At 73.6% G+C, this 18691-nt stretch carries 16 protein-coding genes and 3 pseudogenes; 11 read left to right on the top strand and 8 right to left on the bottom strand.

Annotated features, from left to right (window positions below):
* Positions 1-23: 23 nt before the first annotated feature.
* A pseudogene (locus ACZ4Z3_RS16130) lies at positions 24-919 on the bottom strand (geranyl diphosphate 2-C-methyltransferase).
* A gap of 47 nt (positions 920-966) precedes the next feature.
* Positions 967-1197, bottom strand: a pseudogene (locus tag ACZ4Z3_RS16125) (family 2 encapsulin nanocompartment cargo protein terpene cyclase); the annotation flags it as partial.
* 157 nt (positions 1198-1354) lie between these two features.
* Between ACZ4Z3_RS16125 and ACZ4Z3_RS16120 the strand changes: the two are divergent.
* Positions 1355-2218: a fructosamine kinase family protein gene (locus ACZ4Z3_RS16120; RefSeq protein ID WP_468501578.1), complete on the top strand. Its 864-nt coding sequence runs from the start codon at positions 1355-1357 to the stop codon at positions 2216-2218.
* Between the two features lie 112 nt (positions 2219-2330).
* Here the strand turns inward: ACZ4Z3_RS16120 and ACZ4Z3_RS16115 are convergent, their stop codons facing one another.
* From ACZ4Z3_RS16115 to ACZ4Z3_RS16105, 3 genes are read right to left on the bottom strand one after another with little or no spacing between them, the layout of a single operon-like run.
* Positions 2331-4508 (bottom strand): TerD family protein, encoded by a 2178-nt coding sequence (locus ACZ4Z3_RS16115; RefSeq protein ID WP_468501577.1) that lies wholly within the window; start codon positions 4506-4508, stop codon positions 2331-2333.
* Positions 4509-4535: 27 nt separating this feature from the next.
* Positions 4536-4937: a glyoxalase superfamily protein gene (locus ACZ4Z3_RS16110; RefSeq protein ID WP_468501576.1), complete on the bottom strand. Its 402-nt coding sequence runs from the start codon at positions 4935-4937 to the stop codon at positions 4536-4538.
* 51 nt (positions 4938-4988) lie between these two features.
* Entirely contained in the window at positions 4989-5606 is a 618-nt protein-coding gene (locus ACZ4Z3_RS16105) for a TetR/AcrR family transcriptional regulator C-terminal domain-containing protein (RefSeq protein WP_468501575.1), read from the bottom strand.
* 167 nt (positions 5607-5773) lie between these two features.
* On the opposite strand from ACZ4Z3_RS16105, the gene ACZ4Z3_RS16100 reads away from it, so the two are divergent.
* The 8 genes and pseudogenes from ACZ4Z3_RS16100 (at position 5774) to paaE (ending at position 13076) form a co-directional block, all read left to right on the top strand.
* Entirely contained in the window at positions 5774-7255 is a 1482-nt protein-coding gene (locus tag ACZ4Z3_RS16100; RefSeq protein ID WP_468501574.1) for an APC family permease, read from the top strand.
* Between the two features lie 47 nt (positions 7256-7302).
* The gene (locus ACZ4Z3_RS16095; RefSeq protein WP_468501573.1) at positions 7303-8880 is read left to right on the top strand and encodes an amidohydrolase; all 1578 of its coding nucleotides are present in this window, start codon (positions 7303-7305) and stop codon (positions 8878-8880) included.
* Between the two features lie 96 nt (positions 8881-8976).
* Positions 8977-9135 (top strand): annotated as a pseudogene (locus tag ACZ4Z3_RS16090) (transposase); the annotation flags it as partial.
* A gap of 78 nt (positions 9136-9213) precedes the next feature.
* On the top strand, positions 9214-10191 hold the full coding sequence (gene paaA, locus ACZ4Z3_RS16085) for a 1,2-phenylacetyl-CoA epoxidase subunit PaaA (protein WP_468501572.1): 978 nt from the start codon (positions 9214-9216) through the stop codon (positions 10189-10191).
* The gene (paaB, locus tag ACZ4Z3_RS16080) at positions 10188-10508 is read left to right on the top strand and encodes a 1,2-phenylacetyl-CoA epoxidase subunit PaaB (protein WP_055513771.1); all 321 of its coding nucleotides are present in this window, start codon (positions 10188-10190) and stop codon (positions 10506-10508) included. The genes paaA and paaB overlap by 4 nt, the downstream gene beginning before the upstream one ends.
* Positions 10509-10518: 10 nt before the next feature.
* A complete protein-coding gene (gene paaC, locus ACZ4Z3_RS16075) occupies positions 10519-11346 on the top strand; it encodes a 1,2-phenylacetyl-CoA epoxidase subunit PaaC (RefSeq protein ID WP_468501571.1) in 828 nt (275 codons plus the stop codon).
* Complete coding sequence (gene paaD / locus ACZ4Z3_RS16070; RefSeq protein WP_468501570.1) at positions 11340-11846, top strand: 1,2-phenylacetyl-CoA epoxidase subunit PaaD; 507 nt, start codon at positions 11340-11342, stop codon at positions 11844-11846. Before paaC ends, paaD begins: the two co-directional genes overlap by 7 nt.
* Positions 11847-13076 (top strand): 1,2-phenylacetyl-CoA epoxidase subunit PaaE, encoded by a 1230-nt coding sequence (gene paaE, locus ACZ4Z3_RS16065; protein WP_468501569.1) that lies wholly within the window; start codon positions 11847-11849, stop codon positions 13074-13076.
* Positions 13077-13324: 248 nt separating this feature from the next.
* Here paaE and ACZ4Z3_RS16060 read toward each other — a convergent pair whose 3' ends face one another.
* Together ACZ4Z3_RS16060 and ACZ4Z3_RS16055 are read right to left on the bottom strand one after the other, a co-directional pair.
* Positions 13325-14008 (bottom strand): HAD family hydrolase, encoded by a 684-nt coding sequence (locus ACZ4Z3_RS16060; protein WP_468501568.1) that lies wholly within the window; start codon positions 14006-14008, stop codon positions 13325-13327.
* A 56-nt stretch (positions 14009-14064) separates the two neighbouring features.
* Complete coding sequence (locus ACZ4Z3_RS16055) at positions 14065-14541, bottom strand: Lrp/AsnC family transcriptional regulator (protein ID WP_055523826.1); 477 nt, start codon at positions 14539-14541, stop codon at positions 14065-14067.
* A gap of 401 nt (positions 14542-14942) precedes the next feature.
* On the opposite strand from ACZ4Z3_RS16055, the gene ACZ4Z3_RS16050 reads away from it, so the two are divergent.
* Both ACZ4Z3_RS16050 and ACZ4Z3_RS16045 read left to right on the top strand, forming a co-directional pair.
* Positions 14943-16448, top strand: a complete 1506-nt coding sequence (locus ACZ4Z3_RS16050; RefSeq protein WP_468501567.1) for an FUSC family protein — start codon at positions 14943-14945, stop codon at positions 16446-16448.
* Positions 16449-16556: 108 nt separating this feature from the next.
* Complete coding sequence (locus ACZ4Z3_RS16045; RefSeq protein ID WP_468501566.1) at positions 16557-17624, top strand: lactonase family protein; 1068 nt, start codon at positions 16557-16559, stop codon at positions 17622-17624.
* A gap of 116 nt (positions 17625-17740) precedes the next feature.
* Here the strand turns inward: ACZ4Z3_RS16045 and ACZ4Z3_RS16040 are convergent, their stop codons facing one another.
* Positions 17741-18664: a sirohydrochlorin chelatase gene (locus tag ACZ4Z3_RS16040; protein ID WP_468501565.1), complete on the bottom strand. Its 924-nt coding sequence runs from the start codon at positions 18662-18664 to the stop codon at positions 17741-17743.
* Positions 18665-18691: the final 27 nt, after the last annotated feature.

The raw sequence follows: 18691 nt of genomic DNA, 5'->3' as shown, positions 1-18691 counted from the left end.
CCCCGCTGCCGCCGTTGCGCCGGTCAGACGCGGTCGGCCACGATCAGCAGGTACTGGAAACTGCCGTCTCGTAGGCGGTGATGAAGGTGTCCTCGATGCCGGTGACCAGATGGTCGGCCTGCTTGCGCAGCTCCCAGTAGGGCAGGGCGGCAGCCGTGAGGTCCCGCACATGGACGGGGACCAGACGGTTGCGGGCCAGCGCGCGGAAGTACGCCGAGCGGGGGTGGATGTCGCAGATGTAGTGCGCGTTGATGAGGGACACCTCCCGGGAGGCGCACCCGTAGGTGTCGTTGTAGCAGCCCGTGACGGTCACATAGCGTCCGCCGCGGCGCAGCAGCCGGGCGTGCTCGGAGAACAGCAGGTCCAGCTCGACGTACATCGTGGACTCGTTGTTCCAGGACGCGGCGAACTCCCCGGTGGGCAGCCCCGTGTCGAGCATGTCGCGGTGGTGGTAGCGGACCCGGTCGTCGATGCCGCGCCTGCGGGCCTGGTCGTTGGCGAACTCGGCCTGCTTCGCGGAGATGGTGACGCCGTCGGCGTGGCAGCCGTACCGCAGATGCGCCACCACGCTGCCGCCGCCGCGCCCGCACCCGGCGTCGAAGACACGGTCGGTCGGGGAGAGCGGACCCAGATGGTGGGCCAGCAGCTCCGCCTGGGCCTGTTCCAGGCGGTGCAGTTCGGCGGTGACACGCTCCCGGCGGCGCGCGGGGTCGGTGTCGTCGTCAAGGACCGACCAGTCGGCCTTCCCGACGCCGTAGTGATGGTGGTAGAGGTCGTCGATCCTGCCGAGTTCGAGGTTGACCGGGTTCTCCTCGGCGTTCCAGTAGTCGGCGACCCTCCGCTGGTAGGTGGAGCGGGCCGGGGAGGGGGTCGGGGGCCGGCCGGGCGTCGGGGCGGCGGGCGGGGTGACGGCGTCGATGATGGTCAACACGGGCTCCTGCGATCGGGTGTCGGCCGTACGGGGCGTTACCAGTAGTCGGGAAGGCTGTAGCGGTCGGTGTCGGTGGCGTGCCACTCATGGTTGCCGGCCACCCAAGCGGCGACCGCGCTGACGTAGCGCTCGATCGGCGGGGAGGTGGCGGTCAGCGCCGCGGACTCCTCCTCGAACGCCTCCATGATCCGGTTGTGGATCTCGACGGCCTTCAGATAGGCCGCCTTCAGTCCGCACCGCTCGTTGGCGGCGATCACCACGGGCAGCATCCGCTCCCGGCCCCGGCGCGCGGGGCGCGCGACACCCGCCCCACGCCAAGGCCGCCAGGGCACGACATGCCGCGGAGATTTCACCCGGGCCGGGCGCGGCCCGTACGGTTCCCGGGTACGCGGTCGGCCGCATGGGATCTGGAGGTGGTTCTCCGTGAGCGCTCACGACGCGCCCGGCGATCTGGCCGTACGGCACACCGGCTCTACGGTCGCCGGCGAGCGCCCGCTCTCCGGCGCCCTCACCGAGGTCACCCTCGACGACGGCCGCGTGGTGATCGTCAAGCGGGCCGACGGGCCGGACGCGGCGCGGGCGGAGGCGGCCGGACTGCGCTGGTTGGCCGAGGCGGGCGCGGTCCCCGTGCCGGCGGTCCACGGCCAGGAGGGGGACCGCCTGGTGATCGACCGGATCCGGCAGGGCTCACCCGGCGCCGCGGCGGCGACCCGCTTCGGGGAGTCCCTGGCCGCCCTGCACACCACGGGAGCGCCCGCCTTCGGCGCCGCACCCCCCGGCGGCCCGGAGCACGCCTCCATCGGGCGCGCCCCCATGCGGAACGTCCCCGGCGCCGACTGGCCCGGCTGGTACGCCGAGCACCGGGTGCTGCCGTATCTGCGGCTCGCCGTCGACGGCGGCACGATCCGCCCGGCGGAGGCCACCGTGTTCGAGGAGGTCTGCGCTCGGCTGCCCGACCTCGCGGGCCCCGCCGAGCCGCCCGCCAGGCTGCACGGCGACCTGTGGAACGGCAACGTCCTGTGGGGCGCCGACGGCCGTGCCTGGCTCATCGACCCCGCCGCGCACGGCGGCCACCGCGAGACCGACCTCGCGATGCTCGCCCTCTTCGGCTGCCCCCACCTCGGCCGGGTGCTCGACGGCTACCAGCGGGCGGCGCCCCTCGCCGCCGGCTGGCAGGACCGCGTCGGCCTCCACCAGCTCTTCCCGCTGCTGGTCCACACAGTGCTCTTCGGCCGCGGCTACGCCGAACAGGCCCTGGACGCGGCACGGGCGGCGCTCGCGCAGTGAACGCGGGCGCCGCCCGGTGCGACGTGCACGGCGAGGAGAGCGAAAGGACTCGTTTCAAGGAGGAATGGAGAAGGAAGCCCCTTCATGGCCTCGCCTTCGGCCAAGTTAGCACTCAGCCCGGAATCAGGTCGCGCAGATTTTCGAGGGTGATGATCCGGGAGTCCGGGTGCAGCCCCTCGGGGCGTTCGAGGCCGATGTACGTGACCGGCTCGTCCGGGACGGACTCGCCGTCCCAGGACTCCACGGCCGTCGTCCCGTCGGCGTCCGTCATCAGGCCGACGAGGTACCGCACCGTGAGCTGCTCCCGCTCCATGACGGCCCGCACCACGCGCGACACCGACGCCTGGTTCTCCTCGACCCGGTTGCCCGAGGAGACGCCCTTCAGATAGAGGTGCAGCCACTTCGCCCTCCACCGGCCGTCCCGCTCCCGCTTGAACGCCAACGGCAGTGCCACGCGACCCGGCCCGCGCAGCTCCGACTTCATCCGCACGGTGCGCGGTTCGAACGGACGGCCCTTCTGCTCCCCGTCCCGCAGCATGAACCCGAAGAACGACTCCTCGGCCTCGTCGAACCCCTCACCCGCGTAGATGTTCACCTGCGGAACGACGAACGTGCCGCGCACCCGGTCCAGACCCAGGTCGATGAACTCCGACGCCCCCTCCGGCGCCTCGGTGATGTCACCGGAGTGCTCGCCCCCGACCGTCTTGAGCGAGGTGTACGACAGCCAGCTGTCGGTGCTGTAGTCGGCGTTCAGGAGCAGCGCCGACAGGTCGTAGTCGGTCCGCCGCCCGCGCTCCTTCCAGTACACGAAGAAGCGCAGCAGCTCGCCCTCGACCGCCGACGCGGAGCCCCGCGGCAGTACCCCGAGCCCGGCGGTGGTCGCCCGGCCGCTGAGCGGCAGTGCCACGTCCAGGACGTCCGGGTCGACCAGCAGCCTGGCCGGCACCGGCAGGCGGCGCCGCAGCTCCGCGTCGAGGGCGGCGATCAGGCGCTGGCGGTCCCCCGCGGGCACGGCCGGCCTGGCGTCGGGGGCGACCCAGGCCCGGCCCCGGCGGTTGACGAACACCCGGCGCTCACCGGACTCCCGCTCCCGGTTGAGCAGATGCTCGCGCACCGCCAGCACGACCCGGCCCGACACCTGCGGGGCGACCTCCACGGCCGCGGCCACCACCGCGTCCCGCTCCTCCTGGCCGGCGGCGATCCGCAGCAGGTGGTCCAGGGCCCGGAACAGCTTGCCGGGCGCGGTCCGCAGCAGGCCGACGGCGCCGGGCACGTCGCCGTCACCGAGCAGTCGCTGCGCGCGGCTGTCGAGGGACAGGGCATCCTTCTCCCCGCGGGCCACGGCGAACACCTCGGCGGCGTGCGGCCACCGCGGGTACTCGTGCGGGTGGAGGCGCTCACCGAGCCGCTTGAAGGGCTCGCGGTACGCGTGCACGTCGCAGAGCTTCGCCGGACTCTCCGCGACCACGGCGTCCAGGCCCGCGAGAAGTGCCCGGCGCACCGGACGCGGCACCGCCCGGAACCGTGTCGGCTCCCGCAGCGTCACGTCACCGCCCGACAGGGCGCAGGCCAGCCGCAGCACATCGGTGACGGTGTCCAGGAGCAGGTCGGCACCGACGGCGAGACGGGCCTCGTTGACGACGGCGCGGTTCTCCCGGACCGGGATCGCCTCGGGCTGCGGACCGGTCGCGGACCGCTCCGCGAGGACCCTCAGGTCGGCGAGGTGCTCCTCGCCCAGCGGTGTGGTGCTGCCCGCGAGCGCCAGGTACAGGGCGGTGACCTCGTCGTCCAGGGCCCCGCCGAGGTGCAGGACCGTCAGCCGGTCGCCGGCCGAGGCGATCAGCTCGTCCTGCACCGCGAGCATCTCCTCGTAGGTGTGCTGGTAGCGGCCGTACGACGGCAGGCTGAGCAGGTTCAGCACCCCGTGCGCCAGCTGGGAGAGCACGCTGCCGCGCGCCTCGCGGTCACGGAGCGCCTCGGCGACGCACCGCGTCCAGAACTCCTCGGTGTCCGGCACGTTCGCGGGGAAGTCGACGAAGTACGTGTTGTGCGCGACGTGGTCGCCCACCATCTCGCGCACCGTGCGCAGCGTGCGCGTGGCGGTGTGCACCACGGCGGCCGGCGACAGCCCCGACAGGTGCGCCAGCAGGTCGGCAGAGAGCTTGAACCCCACCGACAGCAATGCGGCGTCGAACTGCCGCGCCGCGGCGGCGCCGTCCCCCGCGGACCCCTCGGGGGCGGGCAGACGATGCGTGTGCCGGAGAACCACTGATGCGAGACGGTTGGCCATTCCGGGATGATCGCAGAGGTGTACGAATCACCGCACAGGAGTTTTCTCGCCCCTCCCGCGTCCGGTTCGCGGGAGACGCCAGTGCGTCGGCGTGCCGATCCGCAGCCGGTTGCCGTCGGGGTCGCGCAGGGCGATCTCGCGCGCCCACGGGGCCTGTTCCACCGGCACGCCGAACGCGGAGGCGAGCGAGTCGACGTCGCGCACCCGCAGATAGACCAGGGTGTCGGGACGGGCGTCGCCCTCGTGCTCCGACAGGAACAGCCGTATGCCGCCGCGGGCGACCTCGACGAACGCGGGGAGCCCCGGTTCGAAGCGGTGCTCCCACTGCCGGGCGAAGCCCAGTCGCTCGTACCAGGCGACCGCGGCCGCGGCGTCCGCGACACGGAGAATGGGGATGACTTCCTCGCCTACCTCGTCCGCCTCGTCCATGCGGTCCATCGTGGCAGCCCCCACTGACAACGCGGCCGGCCTCCGCCGCCGTCAGAGCGCCGCGTGCGGCTCGCGCCTGCGGCGCGCGTGGTCAAGGAAGCCCTCCAGGGCCAGCTCGAAGGCGGCGTCCGCGCGGTGGTCGCCGACCGCGTCGAGCGCTTCGGTGAGGCGCGGCGTGGCCGTCTCGTCGGCGATCTCCCACATGGCCTCCGGTGCGGCGAGATCGAGGGCCGAACCGAGGACGACGTTCTCCAGGGCGACCAGCACCGGCATCACGTCGGCGAGGGGGAAGCCCGCGTCGAGGAGCAGCGTGACGGCACGCTCGTACTGCTCCAGGGCGCGCGGGGCCCGCACCGGGGACGTCATGAGCAGCGGGATGGCCCGGGGGTGGGCGGCGAAGGCGGCGCGGTAGGAGCGCGCCCAGGCCGCGAGGGCCTCGTCCCAGGGGCGCAGCTCCAGCGCGGACACGTCGATGCGCTCGGTGACCCGCTCGCGCAGCAGTTCCACGATGCCGTCCCGGCCGTCCACATGGTGATACACGGACCCGGTCTGCACCCCGAGCCGCCTGGCGATCTGCGGCACGCTGAAATCACCCTGCGCGTCGACGAGTTCGAGCGCTGTGGTGGTGATGCGCTCCCGGTCCAGCAGGGGTGTGCGCGGCCGTCCCATGGTGTCCGTCCTCTTCGGGGTCTTCCCAGCGGTCGTGGTGAAGGTTACATTGCCAAAACCGAAAGCCTTTAGGTTTACCGGTCCGGGTGACCCCGCCCACCCGGTGGCCTCGTCACCCGCCCACCCGGTGGCCCTGTCCCCGCAAGCAGCCAGAAGGGCTTTCCCCCATGACCGTCACCCCCTCCGCCCCCGGCGCGGACCAGGCCGAGACCGAGGCGCCCGCCACGTACTCCCTGCGCCGGGGCTCCCTCGGCACCACCGACATCGCCTTCTTCGTCGTCTCCGCCGCCGCCCCGCTCACCGTGATGGCCGGCGTCGCCCCCCTCGCGATCCTGATGGGCGGCATCGGCGCCCCCGTCGGCTATCTGCTCGCCGGACTCACGCTCGCCGTCTTCGCCATCGGCTTCACCACCATGAGCCGCCACGTCCGCAGCGCCGGCGCCTTCTACGCGTTCATCACCCGCGGCCTCGGCCGCCGGGCCGGCATCGGCGCCGCGTTCCTCGCGCTCATCGGCTACAACGGCATGGAGATCGGCGTCTACGGCCTCCTCGGCACCGCCACCCGCGACACCGCCCGCTCCCTGTTCGGCGTCGACATCCCCTGGTTGCCCGTCGCCCTCCTCGGCCTGCTGCTCATCGGCTACGGCGGCTACCGGTCCATCGACTTCGGCGCCAAGGTCCTCGGTGTCCTCCTCGTCGCCGAGACCGGCATCCTGGTCCTGCTCGCCGGCGCGGTCCTGGTCGACGGCGGCGCCGACGGCCTGTCCCTCGCGTCCTTCGCGCCCGGCAACGTCATGGTCCCCGGCATGATCGCCGTCCTGGCCTTCGCGTTCGCCGCGTTCACCGGCTTCGAGTCCACCGTGATCTATCGCCGGGAGGCCCGCGACCCGGCCCGCACCGTGCCGCGCGCCACCTATCTCGCCGTCGCGTTCCTCGGCCTGTTCTACGCGTTCGTCGTGTGGACGGTGATCCAGGCGTTCGGCGACGCGAAGGTCGTCGCCACGGCCGGCTCGAACCCCGCGGACCTGTTCTTCTCCGCCATCACGGTCCACGTCGGCTCCTGGGCGGCCGACCTGATGCACATCCTCATCGTCACCAGCGTCCTCGCCTCGCTGCTGGCCTTCCACAACGCCATCAACCGCTACGGGCTGGCCCTCGCCGAGGAGGGGATCCTCCCCAAGGCCCTGGCCCGCGTCCACCCCCGCCACCGCTCCCCGTACGTCGCCGGCGTCGCGCAGACCGTGCTCGGCGCGGCCGTCGTCCTCGCCTTCGCCGCGGCCGGCGCCGACCCGTACACGCGGCTGCTGCTGTGGGTGAACACGCCCGGCATGCTCGCCCTGATGGTGCTGCAACTGCTCGCCGCGATCGCCGTACCGCTCTACTTCCGGCGCCGCACCCACGGCGAGGGCGCTCTGCGCACGGTCGTCGCGCCCGTCGCCGCTGCGGTGCTGCTGACCGGCGCCATCGCCCTGGTCGTCACCCACCTCGACCAGTTCACCGGCGCCTCCACCACCGTCAACACCGTCCTCGCGGCGATCGTCCCGGCCGTCCTCGTCACCGGCCTCGTCCTCGGGTGGTGGCTGCGCCGGGCCAGGCCCGAGGTGTACGCGGGCTTCGCCGCCGAGCCACCGGCCGACGCCGCCGAGTGACCCCCACCCCCCACCCTCTGTCCGACCCCCCAAGGAGACGCCTCCCGATGCCCCTCGCCGACCTCGTCATCACCGGCGCCCACATCCGCACCCTCGACCCGCACCGGCCGTACGCCTCCGCCGTCGCCGTACGCGACGGGCTGATCGCCGCCGTGGGCGAGGACGCGGACGTACGGGACTGGCGCGGGCCGGACACCGAAGTGGTGGACCTCGGTGGCGGAACGCTGGTACCGGGCCTGGTGGACGGTCACAGCCACCCCGTGTGGGGCCTGGACCTGGCCACAGGCGTCGACCTCACCGCCGTTCGCGACCTCGACGGACTGCGCTCCGCGCTCGACTCCGCGCCCCGCACCGACGGCTGGGTCCTCGGCTGGGGCCTGGACCACAACGCCTTCGAGGGCCGCCCTGTCGACCGTGCCCTCGTCGAGGGCGTCCTCGGCGGCGCACCCGCCTTCCTCCGCCTCTACGACGGCCACTCCGCCCTCGTCACCGGGGCCGCGCTGCGGGCCGCCGGCATCACCGGGCCGAGGGCCTTCGCCCAGCGCTCCCACATCGCCGTCGACGCCGACGGACGACTGACCGGACACCTCGTCGAGCACGCCGCGATGGACCTCGTCACGACGGTCATGCCCCGCGCGACGTACGACGAACGCCGCACCCGGCTGATCGACCTGCTGAACGCCATGGCGGCCACCGGCCTCACCGGCGCCCACGTCATGGACCTCGGCGATCCCGTCCTGATGGACGCCGTGGCGCGGGAGACCGTCCTGCCGCTGCGGCTGCGCTTCGCGCCGTGGTGCATGCCGGGCGCCGACGCGGACGACCTCGCGGAGCTGGTCGCCCTCCAGGGCAGGGGCGGCCGGCACTGGCAGGTCGGCGGGGTGAAGTTCTTCATGGACGGCACCGTCGAGGGCGGCACGGCCTGGCTCGACCACCCCGACTGCCACGGCCAGGGCACCGACGCCTTCTGGCCCGACCCGGACGCGTACAGCGACGCCGTACGGGTCCTGCACCGCTCCGGGGTGCGGACGGCCACGCACGCGATCGGCGACGCCGCCGTACGCCATGTCCTGTCCACGGTGGAATCGCTGGGGCCCGGCGGACGGCACGCGCACCGGGTCGAGCACATCGAGTCGGTGCCCGACGACCTCGTGGCACGGTTCGCCGAGGTCGGGGTCGTCGCCTCCATGCAGCCCCCGCACACCGACTACACCCGTGCCGACCTGTCCGACGCGTGGTCGTCGCGGCTCGGCGAGGAGCGCGCCTCCCGGGCCTGGCGGCTGCGGGACCTGCGGGACGCGGGCGTGGTCGTCGCGCTCGGCTCGGACTGGCCCATCGCCCACCACGACGCCCGCGGGGTCCTGGCCACCGCCCGGGCACCGCGCGGCGCCGCCTCCTCCCGGGCCGGGCTGAGCGGGCTCCAGGCGCTGGAGGGCTGCACCAGCCACGCGGCGCTCGCGGCGGGCGAGGAGGGGGTCGCCGGACGGATCGCCGAAGGCTACCGGGCGGACCTGACGGCACTGGGCCTCGACCCCGTCGACGCCCCCGCCGACGAGGTCGCCGAAACACCGGTCCTCCTCACGGTGACGGGCGGCCACGTGGTGCACCGGGGGAGCGGGCTCTAGGCCGGACACGACCCGGCGCCACCGGGGCCGGGCGCCGGGCCGACGACCTCCACCTCCACGGTCACACCCACCGTCCTTGACGCCTCCGGTGGTGCCCCGGGGCCCGAGGGGCCCCGCCTCCGGGTTCCCGGACCACGGACACGATGTGTGCCGCCCGGACGCGGAGCGAACGCGGGGGACCAGGACACCCAACACCGTTCGGGGCGTCCTGCTGAGCATGAGTCCTGGCAACAGGACTCACTCCCGCCTCTGTAGACAGGAACGGTCTTGCCCGACCGCTCGAAGCACGTCACACTGATACCGAACGAATGGTCGGTTGGGAAGCTGGTATCGATGACGACGACAGATTCCGCCGGGGCGCCGTCCGAGGACGCGCTCCAGGAGCATTTCGACGCGACGATCGCGCGGGGCCAGCGGATCGAGCCGCGCGACTGGATGCCGGAGGGATACCGCAGGACGCTGGTCCGGCAGATCGCGCAGCACGCGCACTCGGAGATCATCGGCATGCAGCCGGAGGGCGAGTGGATCACGCGCGCGCCCTCCCTGCGCCGCAAGGCGATCCTGTTCGCGAAGGTCCAGGACGAGGCGGGCCACGGCCTGTACCTGTACTCGGCGGCCGAGACCCTCGGCGCCGACCGCGCGGACCTGACCCGCCGACTCATCGAGGGCCGCCAGAAGTACTCGTCGATCTTCAACTACCCGACGCGGAACTTCGCCGACGTCGGCGTCATCGGCTGGTTCGTGGACGGCGCCGCCATCTGCAACCAGGTCCCGCTGTGCCGCAGTTCGTACGGCCCGTACGCGCGCGCGATGGTGCGGATCTGCAAGGAGGAGTCGTTCCACCAGCGGCAGGGCTACGAGCTGCTGCTGACGATGATGCGCGGCACCGACGAGCAGCGCGCGATGGTGCAGGACGCGGTGGACCGCTGGTGGTGGCCGTCGCTGATGATGTTCGGCCCGCCCGACGACGCCTCGCCCAACTCGGCGCAGTCCATGGCCTGGAAGATCAAGCGGCACTCCAACGACGAACTGCGCCAGCGGTTCGTGGACATGACCGTCCCGCAGGCCGAGAAGCTCGGTGTCACCCTTCCCGACCCGGACCTGAAGTGGAACGAGGAGCGTGGCCATCACGACTTCGGCACCCCGGACTGGGCCGAGCTGAAGCGGGTCATCACCGGCGACGGGCCCTGCAACGACCAGCGGATGGAACGCCGCAGGACGGCCCACGAGGAAGGCGCCTGGGTGCGTGAGGCGGCCACCGCCCACGCGGCCCGGCGGAGCGAGCGAGCCCGGAAGGGGACGGCGGCATGACCGGCACGGACGACAGGGGCGCGGCGCGCGGGAACAAGGGCGACTGGCCGCTGTACGAGGTGTTCGTGCGCGGCAAGCGCGGCCTGAACCACGTCCATGTGGGCTCCCTGCACGCCGCCGACGACCAGATGGCCCTCACCCACGCCCGCGACCTCTACACCCGGCGCAACGAGGGCGTCTCCCTCTGGGTGGTGCGCTCGGAGCACATCGCCGCCTCCACCCGCGACGAGAAGGACCCCTTCTTCGAGCCCAGCGCCGACAAGGTGTACCGCCACCCGACGTTCTACGACATCCCCGACGACGTCCCGCACATCTGAGGAGCAGGGCATGAGTGACGACCACGTCTACATGACCCTCGCCGAGGGACACGACGACGACACCCGCTGGGCCTACGGCACCGGTTTCGAGGACCCCCTCCACGGCGTCGACACCGGCGTGCCCGAGGGCGTCGACGTAGAAGAACTGTCCCGCGTCTGCGTGGCGTTGGCCGACGACGCCCTGGTCGCGGCCCAGCGGCTCGCCGAGTGGACCACCCGCGCGCCCGAGCTGGAGGAGGAGGTCGCGCTCGCCAACATCGGTCTCGACCTCCTCGGCCAGGCCCGACTGCTCTACTCCCGCGCCGGTCAGGTCGACGGCACCGGCCGCGACGAGGACGCCTACGCCTACTTCAGGGACGCCGACGACTTCCGCAACGTACGCCTCGCCGAACTCCCCAACGGCGACTTCGCGTTCTCCGTCGTCCGGCTCCTCGTCCTGTCCAGCTGGCGCCTCGCGCACTTCGAACGGCTGGTGGACCACCCCGACCCCGTCCTCGCGGCGATCGCGGCCAAGGGCGTCAAGGAGCTGACCTACCACCGCCAGTACGCCGCCGACTGGTCCGTACGGCTCGGCGACGGCACCGAGGAGTCGCACCGGCGGATGCGGAAGGCGCTGGAGCGGGTCGGCCCGTACTTCGGTGAGCTGTTCACCGCGTACGACGTACGGGACGAGGTCGTCGACGTGCTGCGGCAGGTCACGGAGGCCGCAGGGCTGCCCATGCCGGTGTACCGGCCGCTGCCCGGCGCCGGCCGCGCCGGCGACCACACCGAGCATCTCGCGCCGCTGCTCGCCGAGTTGCAGAGCGTGGCCCGCGCCCACCCGGAGGCGACATGGTGACCACCCTCCTCGACGCCCGGCGGGCCCGACAGATCGCCGGGCAGGTACCCGACCCCGAGCTGCCGATGCTGACCCTCGCCGACCTCGGCGTCCTGCGGGACGTGGAGCTGACCGGCGACGGCACGGTGGTCGCGAGCCTCACCCCCACCTACTCGGGCTGCCCGGCCATGGCCGAGATGCGGGCCGACGTCGCGGCGAGGCTGCGCGCGGCCGGGTACGAGCGGGTGGAGATCCGCACGGTCCTCAGCCCGCCCTGGACCACCGACTGGATCACGGAGTCGGGCCGCCGCAAGCTGACCGAACACGGCATCGCCCCGCCGGGACCCGCCCCCCGCGGCCCGGTCCCCCTCCAGCTGTCCGCCACCCGGCGCACGGTCCCCTGCCCCCGCTGCGGCTCCAGGGACACGGGGGAGACCTCCCGCTTCGCCGCCACCTCCTGCAAATCCCTGTGGCGTTGCCACACCTGCCGCGAGCCGTTCGAGCACGTCAAGGAGATCTGAATGAAGGGCTTCACGGAAGGGCCGACGGGGGGCCTTCGCGGGGGACCGGTGGCGCAGGCCGCGGGCGACGCCGCCGTCGAGGCCGCGGGTTCGGTCGCCTCCGCCGTGCCCGGTCCGGCCGTCGGCGACGGCGTCGGCCGTGCGTCGGCCGTACGCCCGCGTGCCCGACGCCGACCCGTCTTCCACAACCTGCGCGTCGCCGAGGTCCGGCCGTTGTGCGAGGACGCGGTCGCGGTCGGGTTCGAGATCCCGGACAAGCTGGCCGAGGAGTTCACGTTCGCGCCCGGCCAGTCGCTGACGCTGCGGCGCGAGATCGACGGACGGGACGAACGCCGCTCCTACTCGATCTGCTCACCGGCGGGTTCGGCACCGCGCATCGGCGTCCGGGTCGTACCGGGCGGCCTGTTCTCCTCCTGGCTGGTGAACGACGTACGCCCCGGCGACACCGTCGAGGTCATGCCGCCCACCGGTTTCTTCACCCCGGACCTCACCGCCCCCGGCCACCATGTGCTGATCGCGGCGGGCTCCGGCATCACCCCGATGATCTCCATCGCCGAGTCGGTCCTGGCCGCCGACCCTAGCTCCACGGTGACCCTCTTCTACGGCAACCGGCGCACCGGCACCGTGATGTTCGCCGACGAACTCGCCGACCTGAAGGACCTGTACCCGGCTCGCTTCCAGCTGGCCCACGTGCTGTCCCGCGAGCCGCGCGAGGCGGAGCTGCTCTCGGGCCGCCTGGACGCCGGGCGCCTCTCGGCGCTCATCGGCTCCCTCGTCGACGTCGACACCGCCGACCACTGGTGGCTGTGCGGCCCGCACGGCATGGTCCGCGACGCCCAGCAGGTCCTCACCGGCCTCGGCGTCCCCGCCGACCGAGTCCACCAGGAACTCTTCTACGCCGACGACGAACCCGTCCGCGAGGTCCGCCACGAGGAGGCCGCCGCCGAGGGCCCCGTCAGCGAGGTCACCATCACGCTCGACGGTCGCACCACCACCGCGCCGCTGCCCCGCGACCGCACGATCCTCGACGCGGCGCAGCGCACCCGCCCCGACCTTCCCTTCGCCTGCAAGGGCGGGGTCTGCGGCACCTGCCGCGCGCTCGTCCCCGACGGCAAGGCGGACATGCGGCGCAACTACGCGCTGGAACCGGCGGAGGTGGCGGCGGGGTACGTGCTGACGTGCCAGACGTATCCGGTGTCGGAGACGCTGACGGTCGACTTCGACACGTGAGGGTCGGGTGCCGGGCGCCTGATAGCTCGGGGGTGCGTGTGGTTTTGGCGGATGCGGGTGGTGTGTGGTTTCTCGCGCAGTTCCCCGCGCCCCTGAAGGGTTGGGCCTGCGGCCCACCCTTGAAATGAAAGCACGGGGCGCAGCCCCGGACGCTTTTCAGGGGCGCGGGGAACTGCGCGACCAGCCCCCGCCCACCCGCACCCGCCAACGCATCCTCCACCCCCCACCCCGGACGCGCCCCCCCCGCCTCAACGGGACGCGATCCAGGCGAACGCCTCCCGCGCCGTGAACTCGGCCTGGCCACCCCGCACCAGCAGCCCCGCCGTCGCGAACGGTGGGGCGTCGGCCTGGGCGGGGACGTACGGGACCGCGACGCAGCGCATCCCGGCGGCGTGGGCGGCCGCCGCGCCCGGCGCCGCGTCCTCGATCACGACACAGTCGGCCGGGGCGGCGCCCAGCCGCCGGGCCGCCTCCAGGAAGACGTCCGGCGCGGGCTTGCCGCGGGCGACCTCCTCGGCCGACACCACGACCCGCGGATACGCGTCGAGGCCCGTCCCCGCGAGGATCGCCTCGATCGCCGCCCGCGACGACCCGGAGGCCACGGCCATCGGCACCCCCTCGGCCGCCAGCAGTTCCACGAACGTCCGCATCTCCGGGAACACGGGGGTGGAGACACGGGCCCGCTCCAGATAGCGGCGGTCCAGCTCGTCGACGAGTTCGGCGCGGGGCGCGGCGATGCCGTACCGCTCCTTCCACAGGCCCAGCGTCTCCCAGGTGCTGATGCCCACGTACGCCTCGTTGTCCTCCCAGGTGAAGCCGGGAGCCCCGTGCGCGGCCAGCAACTCGCGCGCGGCCTCGTAGTAGTTCGGCTCGCTGTCCACGAGCGTTCCGTCGAGATCGAAGACGACCGCCGTGTCGCCGAGAGTGCCCATGCGTCCAGGATGTCAGCGGCCGGCCGGCCGGCCCACGGCCACCGGCCGCTCCGCGCTCAGTTCCCGGCGGCCCGCCCGACCGACTCCACCAGCGGCAGCAGCCGGTACGGCACCCGCTCCCGCAGCGCGACCTCCGTACGGGTGCGCACCACGCCGGGCAGGCTGATCAGCGACTGGATCACGTCCTCCAGGTGCGCGTTGTCGCGGGCCACGACCCGGGTCAGCAGATCGCCGCCGCCCGTGATGGAGAACGCCTCGATGATCTCCGGCACGGCCGCCAGCGCGTCCCCCACGTCGTCGAGGTGCCCCTGCGTCACCTCGATGTGCACGAAGGCCAGCACCGGATGACCGAGCGCGGCGGGGGAGAGCGACGGCGCCGTCCCGGTGATCACACCGTCCCGCTCCAGCCGGTCGAGCCGCGCCTGCAACGTCCCTCGCGCGACACCGAGCACCCGGGCGTACTCCCGCACACTCGTCCGCGGCTGCTCCAGGAGCAACCGCAGGATCCGGGTGTCGAGTTCGTCCACGGCCATGATCCGTCGACCTCCCTGCGCCATTCGACGATCATGGAAACGGTATCAACGGTCGTTTCGCCCCTCCCCGTGGCGCGGCCTCGCGGCAAGCCGGACGCGCCACAGGCACGGGCGAGAAGGCCGTTCGCCCTGCGCCTGATCCGATGGCCCACCAGGGACCCATCGCACCCCTTGCCGCCTGGGCCAATGGCTCAGCCCCGGACCTCCGTGTTGAGCCATTGGGGTCAAAGGTGCTTATCTCTTGTCCTATCCACGTAGTTTCGGCGCCGCGCAGTGCCGGACGGCGACGAGGCCGGACCCGGAGCGCGGCGCCTTCGCTGTGCCCGCCGCCCGCTGAGACCCAGCACGCCGCGGACGCGGCACGCACCAGTGCGAGGGGGCGGTACACGGCCATGAAGAGGATGTTCACAGCGCCTGATCCGGGGCGTCTGCGGCTGCGGAACTCCGTCCGAGCCGTCATCGGCGTGGGCGCCGCGGTGGCCGTCTCCGAGCTGAGCGGCTTCCCGCTCCCCGCGTCGATCACGGGGGGCCTCGCCGCGCTCCTCGCCCTCTTCACCGTCACCGACGGCACGGTCCGCGCCCAGCGGATCACCACCGCCCTGCTGCCCCTGGCCGGATTCCCGGTCCTGGCGTTCGCCACCACGCTGCACGACCTCACGGCCGCCCGCGACCTGGCGTTCGTCGCCACCGTCTTCTGCGGGGTCTACGCCCGCCGTTGGGGAGCACGTGGCCAGGCGCTCGGCATCTTCGCCTTCATGAGCTTCTTCGTCACGCAGTTCCTGCACGCCGTCCCCGCGCAACTGCCCGGGCTCTACGCCGCCATGACCCTCGCCCTGCTGGTCGCCGGGGCCGTGCGCTTCGTCCTGTGGCCCATCGAACGCGGCGCCCCGCCGGTCGCGCCCCCTGCCGAGGCGCCCCGCACGGGCCTGGACCGCCCCACCACCCGGCAGGCGTTCCAGGCCGCGGCCGCCTGCGCGGTCGCGCTCGTCGTCGGCCAGGGCTTCTCCGAGGACCGCTGGTACTGGGCCGTCGGCACCGCCTGGTGGATCTTCGTCAACACGACGTCCCGGGGCGAGACCCTCGTCCGCGGTTTCCGCCGCGTGCTCGGGACCGTGATCGGCGTCGCCGTCGGCCTCCTCGTGGCCGTCCCGCTCGACGGGGCGCCCGTGGCGTCGGCCGCCCTCGTCGCCCTGTGCGTCTTCGGGATCTTCTACACGGCGGCCGTGTCGTACTCCTGGATGATGCTGGCGGTCACCCTCATGGCCAGCCTCCTCTACGGCCTGCTGGGTGTCCTGGACGCCCAACTGCTCGCGCTCCGGCTCGTCGAGACGGGGGTCGGGGCGGGCTGCGCCATGCTCGCGGTCGTCCTCGTCCTGCCGGTCACCACCCACGCCACCAACGACGCCTGGATCCTGCGGGCCCTGCACTGCGTGCACGCCGCCGCGACCGAGACGGCCGCACGGCTGGAGGGCGCCCCCGGGGCCGACCCGGCCCCGCATGCCGCCGAACTGGAGGCGCTGTTCGGGCGGGCCCGTGTCGCCCTCGCCCCGCTGGTGCATCCGCTGAACCCGTTCCACGGCCGCAAGGCGCGCGCCCGCCAGGCCCTGCGTCTCCTCGACGACTGTGTGAACGAGGTCCACGCCCTGGTGTCGGCCACCGCCGAACCGCCCGCCTCCCACGAGGCGTCCCTCGTGGCCGCCTGTTGGCGGGTGAAGGCCGCCGTGGAGGCCCTGACCGTCCACGAGACGCGGGCCCCGGCCTGGCCGCAGCACCTCACCGGCCAGGAGGCCCCGCACCAGCCGGAGCCCGGCGCCCCCCTGGTCCACCTGCACAACCTGGAGCGGACCCTGTCCGACCTGGCACTACCCCTCGGGAGGACTTCGGGTTCCCGGCTGGCCGGCTCCTGACCGGCGGCGCTCCATCGCCCCGACGGACGACGCCGACAGGCGCACTGCTGTTGGTCTAGACCTGCTGCTACCCTCACCCGCACCGAACACCACCGGGAGGGGACGGCAGTGGCAGCAGCACACGGGAAGCGGGAGCGCCGCGCGTACATCGGCTCGTTCACGACGGAGGGAGGCCCCGGCGTCCTCGTCGCCGCCGTGGACGAGGACAGCGGCGCCCTGACGCTCGTCGGAGGCGCCGTCGACGCCGTCCCCGACCCGTCCTGGCTCGCCCTCTCCGCGGACGGCGAGACGCTCTACGCGGTCCGCGAGAACGCGGACGGCGCGGTCGCCGCCTTCCTGGTGACGGACGACAAGCCCGCCCTGACCGGCCCGCCCGTCCCGGTCGGCGCCGGCCCCACCCACCTGTGCGTCCTCGACGGCCACGTCCTGACCGCCGACCACGCCGCCGGCAGCGTCACCGCCGTCCCGCTGCTCCCCGACGGCACCCTCGCCCCCACCGCCTCCGGCACGCTCCGCCACCCCCGCGTGGGCGCCCGCCCGGACCGCGAGCGGCGCCCGCATGCCCACCAGGTGGTGCCGACCCCGGCCGGCGACCGCTTCCTCTCCGTCGACCTCGGCACCGACACGGTGCGGGTCTGCGCCCTGGAGGACGGAGTGCCCGTCGTGCGCTCCGAGACCCGGCTGCGGCCGGGCTCCGGTCCGCGCCACCTCGCCCTCGCCCCCACCGGCGGCGCCTCACCGACCGCCTCGGACGGCGTGTACGTCCATGTGCTGAACGAACTCGCCCCGACCGTCACCGTGTGCTGCTGGGACGCCGCCGACGGCCCTCTGGAGCCCCTGGCGGAGGTGCCGGTGCTGCCGGCCGCCCCGGACGGCGACGCGTACCCCTCGGGCATCGTGGTGTCGCCCGACGGCCGCCATGTGTGGACGGCGACCCGAGGCACGGACGTCCTGTCCGTGCTCGCCGTCGAGGGGCCCTCCCTGCGCCTGGTCACCACCGTGCCCTGCGGCGGCCGCTGGCCCCGCGCCCTCACCTACGCGGCGGGCACGCTGTACGTCGCCAACCAGCACTCCGGGGACGTCACCTGGTTCACGGTCGACCCGGACACCGGCGTCCCGGTCCTCGCAGGCTCCGTCGAGGTGCCCGCCGCCTCGTGCGTCGTCCTGGACGCCTGACGGCGGCCCGCGCCGGGCGGGCGCGGCTCCCGGGCACGCGTACGGCCGAGGGCCCGCTCCTGCGAGAGGAGCGGGCCCTCGGCCGTACGGGTCGAGACGGACCGGGCGCGGCCGGGTCAGCGGACCGGCATGCCCTGCTGCTGCGGCGGGGCGATGCCCAGCGCCGTCGTGTACTTGCCGAGCGCCAGCTTGCCGATCGCCGGGTACGGGCCGAGCGCCTCGGCGGCCGAGCACCCCGCCTCCGCCGCGGCGTCCTGGATGAGGGCGGCGTCGATCTCCGGCCCTATCAGGTACGGCGCGAGCGCGAGCTGCTGGGAGCCGGAGGAGCGCAGCTGCTCGGCCACGGAGCTGATCGAGCCCTCCTGGTCGAGCGCGGCGGCCATCACCGGCACCGCCAGCCGCGCGGCCAGCAGCATGCCGGTGATACCGGCCGCCTGCACGGCCTCGTCGCCGCCCACGGAGGCGAGGATGATGCCGTCCGCGGCGGTGGCGACGGTGAACAGCCGGGCACGGTCGGCACGCGCCAGACCCGCTTCCGACAGCCGCACGTGCAGCGCCTCGGCGAGCAGCGGGTGCGGGCCGAGGACATCGGTCAGCTCGGCCGCGATACGGCTCTCCATGACCGCCTGGCGGACCTGGCGCAGCGTCGCGTTGTCCGGACCGGCCAGCAGGGGCACGACGACGGCGACGGGGCCGTCCGGCTCCTTGACGTCGAGACCGGCGGCGCGCGCCTGCTCGTAGCGGGCGGTGCGCTCCTCGGCGGCGCCCGTGAGCACCGACTGCAGCGTGGGGAACTCGTCGCCGCCGCCGTCGACGTAACCGATGCGGGCGTCGAGGCCGGGCAGCTCGGAGCGCGCGATGCTCACGACCTCCTCGGCGAGGCTGCGCGTGGCGGCGCTGGGCTTGCCCGGCACCGCGAGGAGCAGCGCGGGCGCGCCCTCGGGAGCCGCCAGGGGTTCCGGTCGGCGGTGCCGGCCGGGCTGGCGGGGTCGCGGCATTCGTACTGGCAGGCCGGACGCGGGCCCAGTGGGGGAGCTCATGGCGCCGCATGTTACTTGTTTCCGGGG

This window comes from Streptomyces sp. NPDC030296 (assembly GCF_055572815.1).
This window is presented reverse-complemented; position numbering and strand designations above follow the sequence as displayed.

Excerpts from the sequence above, each read along its gene's own strand:
- ACZ4Z3_RS16115 (WP_468501577.1), bottom strand. The coding sequence starts at position 4,508 with ATGGCCAACCGTCTCGCATCAGTGGTTCTCCGGCACACGCATCGTCTG.
- ACZ4Z3_RS16110 (WP_468501576.1), bottom strand. The coding sequence starts at position 4,937 with ATGGACGAGGCGGACGAGGTAGGCGAGGAAGTCATCCCCATTCTCCGT.
- ACZ4Z3_RS16105 (WP_468501575.1), bottom strand. The coding sequence starts at position 5,606 with ATGGGACGGCCGCGCACACCCCTGCTGGACCGGGAGCGCATCACCACC.
- ACZ4Z3_RS16100 (WP_468501574.1), top strand. The coding sequence starts at position 5,774 with ATGACCGTCACCCCCTCCGCCCCCGGCGCGGACCAGGCCGAGACCGAG.
- ACZ4Z3_RS16095 (WP_468501573.1), top strand. The coding sequence starts at position 7,303 with ATGCCCCTCGCCGACCTCGTCATCACCGGCGCCCACATCCGCACCCTC.
- paaA (WP_468501572.1), top strand. The coding sequence starts at position 9,214 with ATGACGACGACAGATTCCGCCGGGGCGCCGTCCGAGGACGCGCTCCAG.
- paaB (WP_055513771.1), top strand. The coding sequence starts at position 10,188 with ATGACCGGCACGGACGACAGGGGCGCGGCGCGCGGGAACAAGGGCGAC.
- paaC (WP_468501571.1), top strand. The coding sequence starts at position 10,519 with ATGAGTGACGACCACGTCTACATGACCCTCGCCGAGGGACACGACGAC.
- paaD (WP_468501570.1), top strand. The coding sequence starts at position 11,340 with ATGGTGACCACCCTCCTCGACGCCCGGCGGGCCCGACAGATCGCCGGG.
- paaE (WP_468501569.1), top strand. The coding sequence starts at position 11,847 with ATGAAGGGCTTCACGGAAGGGCCGACGGGGGGCCTTCGCGGGGGACCG.
- ACZ4Z3_RS16060 (WP_468501568.1), bottom strand. The coding sequence starts at position 14,008 with ATGGGCACTCTCGGCGACACGGCGGTCGTCTTCGATCTCGACGGAACG.
- ACZ4Z3_RS16055 (WP_055523826.1), bottom strand. The coding sequence starts at position 14,541 with ATGGCCGTGGACGAACTCGACACCCGGATCCTGCGGTTGCTCCTGGAG.
- ACZ4Z3_RS16050 (WP_468501567.1), top strand. The coding sequence starts at position 14,943 with ATGTTCACAGCGCCTGATCCGGGGCGTCTGCGGCTGCGGAACTCCGTC.
- ACZ4Z3_RS16040 (WP_468501565.1), bottom strand. The coding sequence starts at position 18,664 with ATGAGCTCCCCCACTGGGCCCGCGTCCGGCCTGCCAGTACGAATGCCG.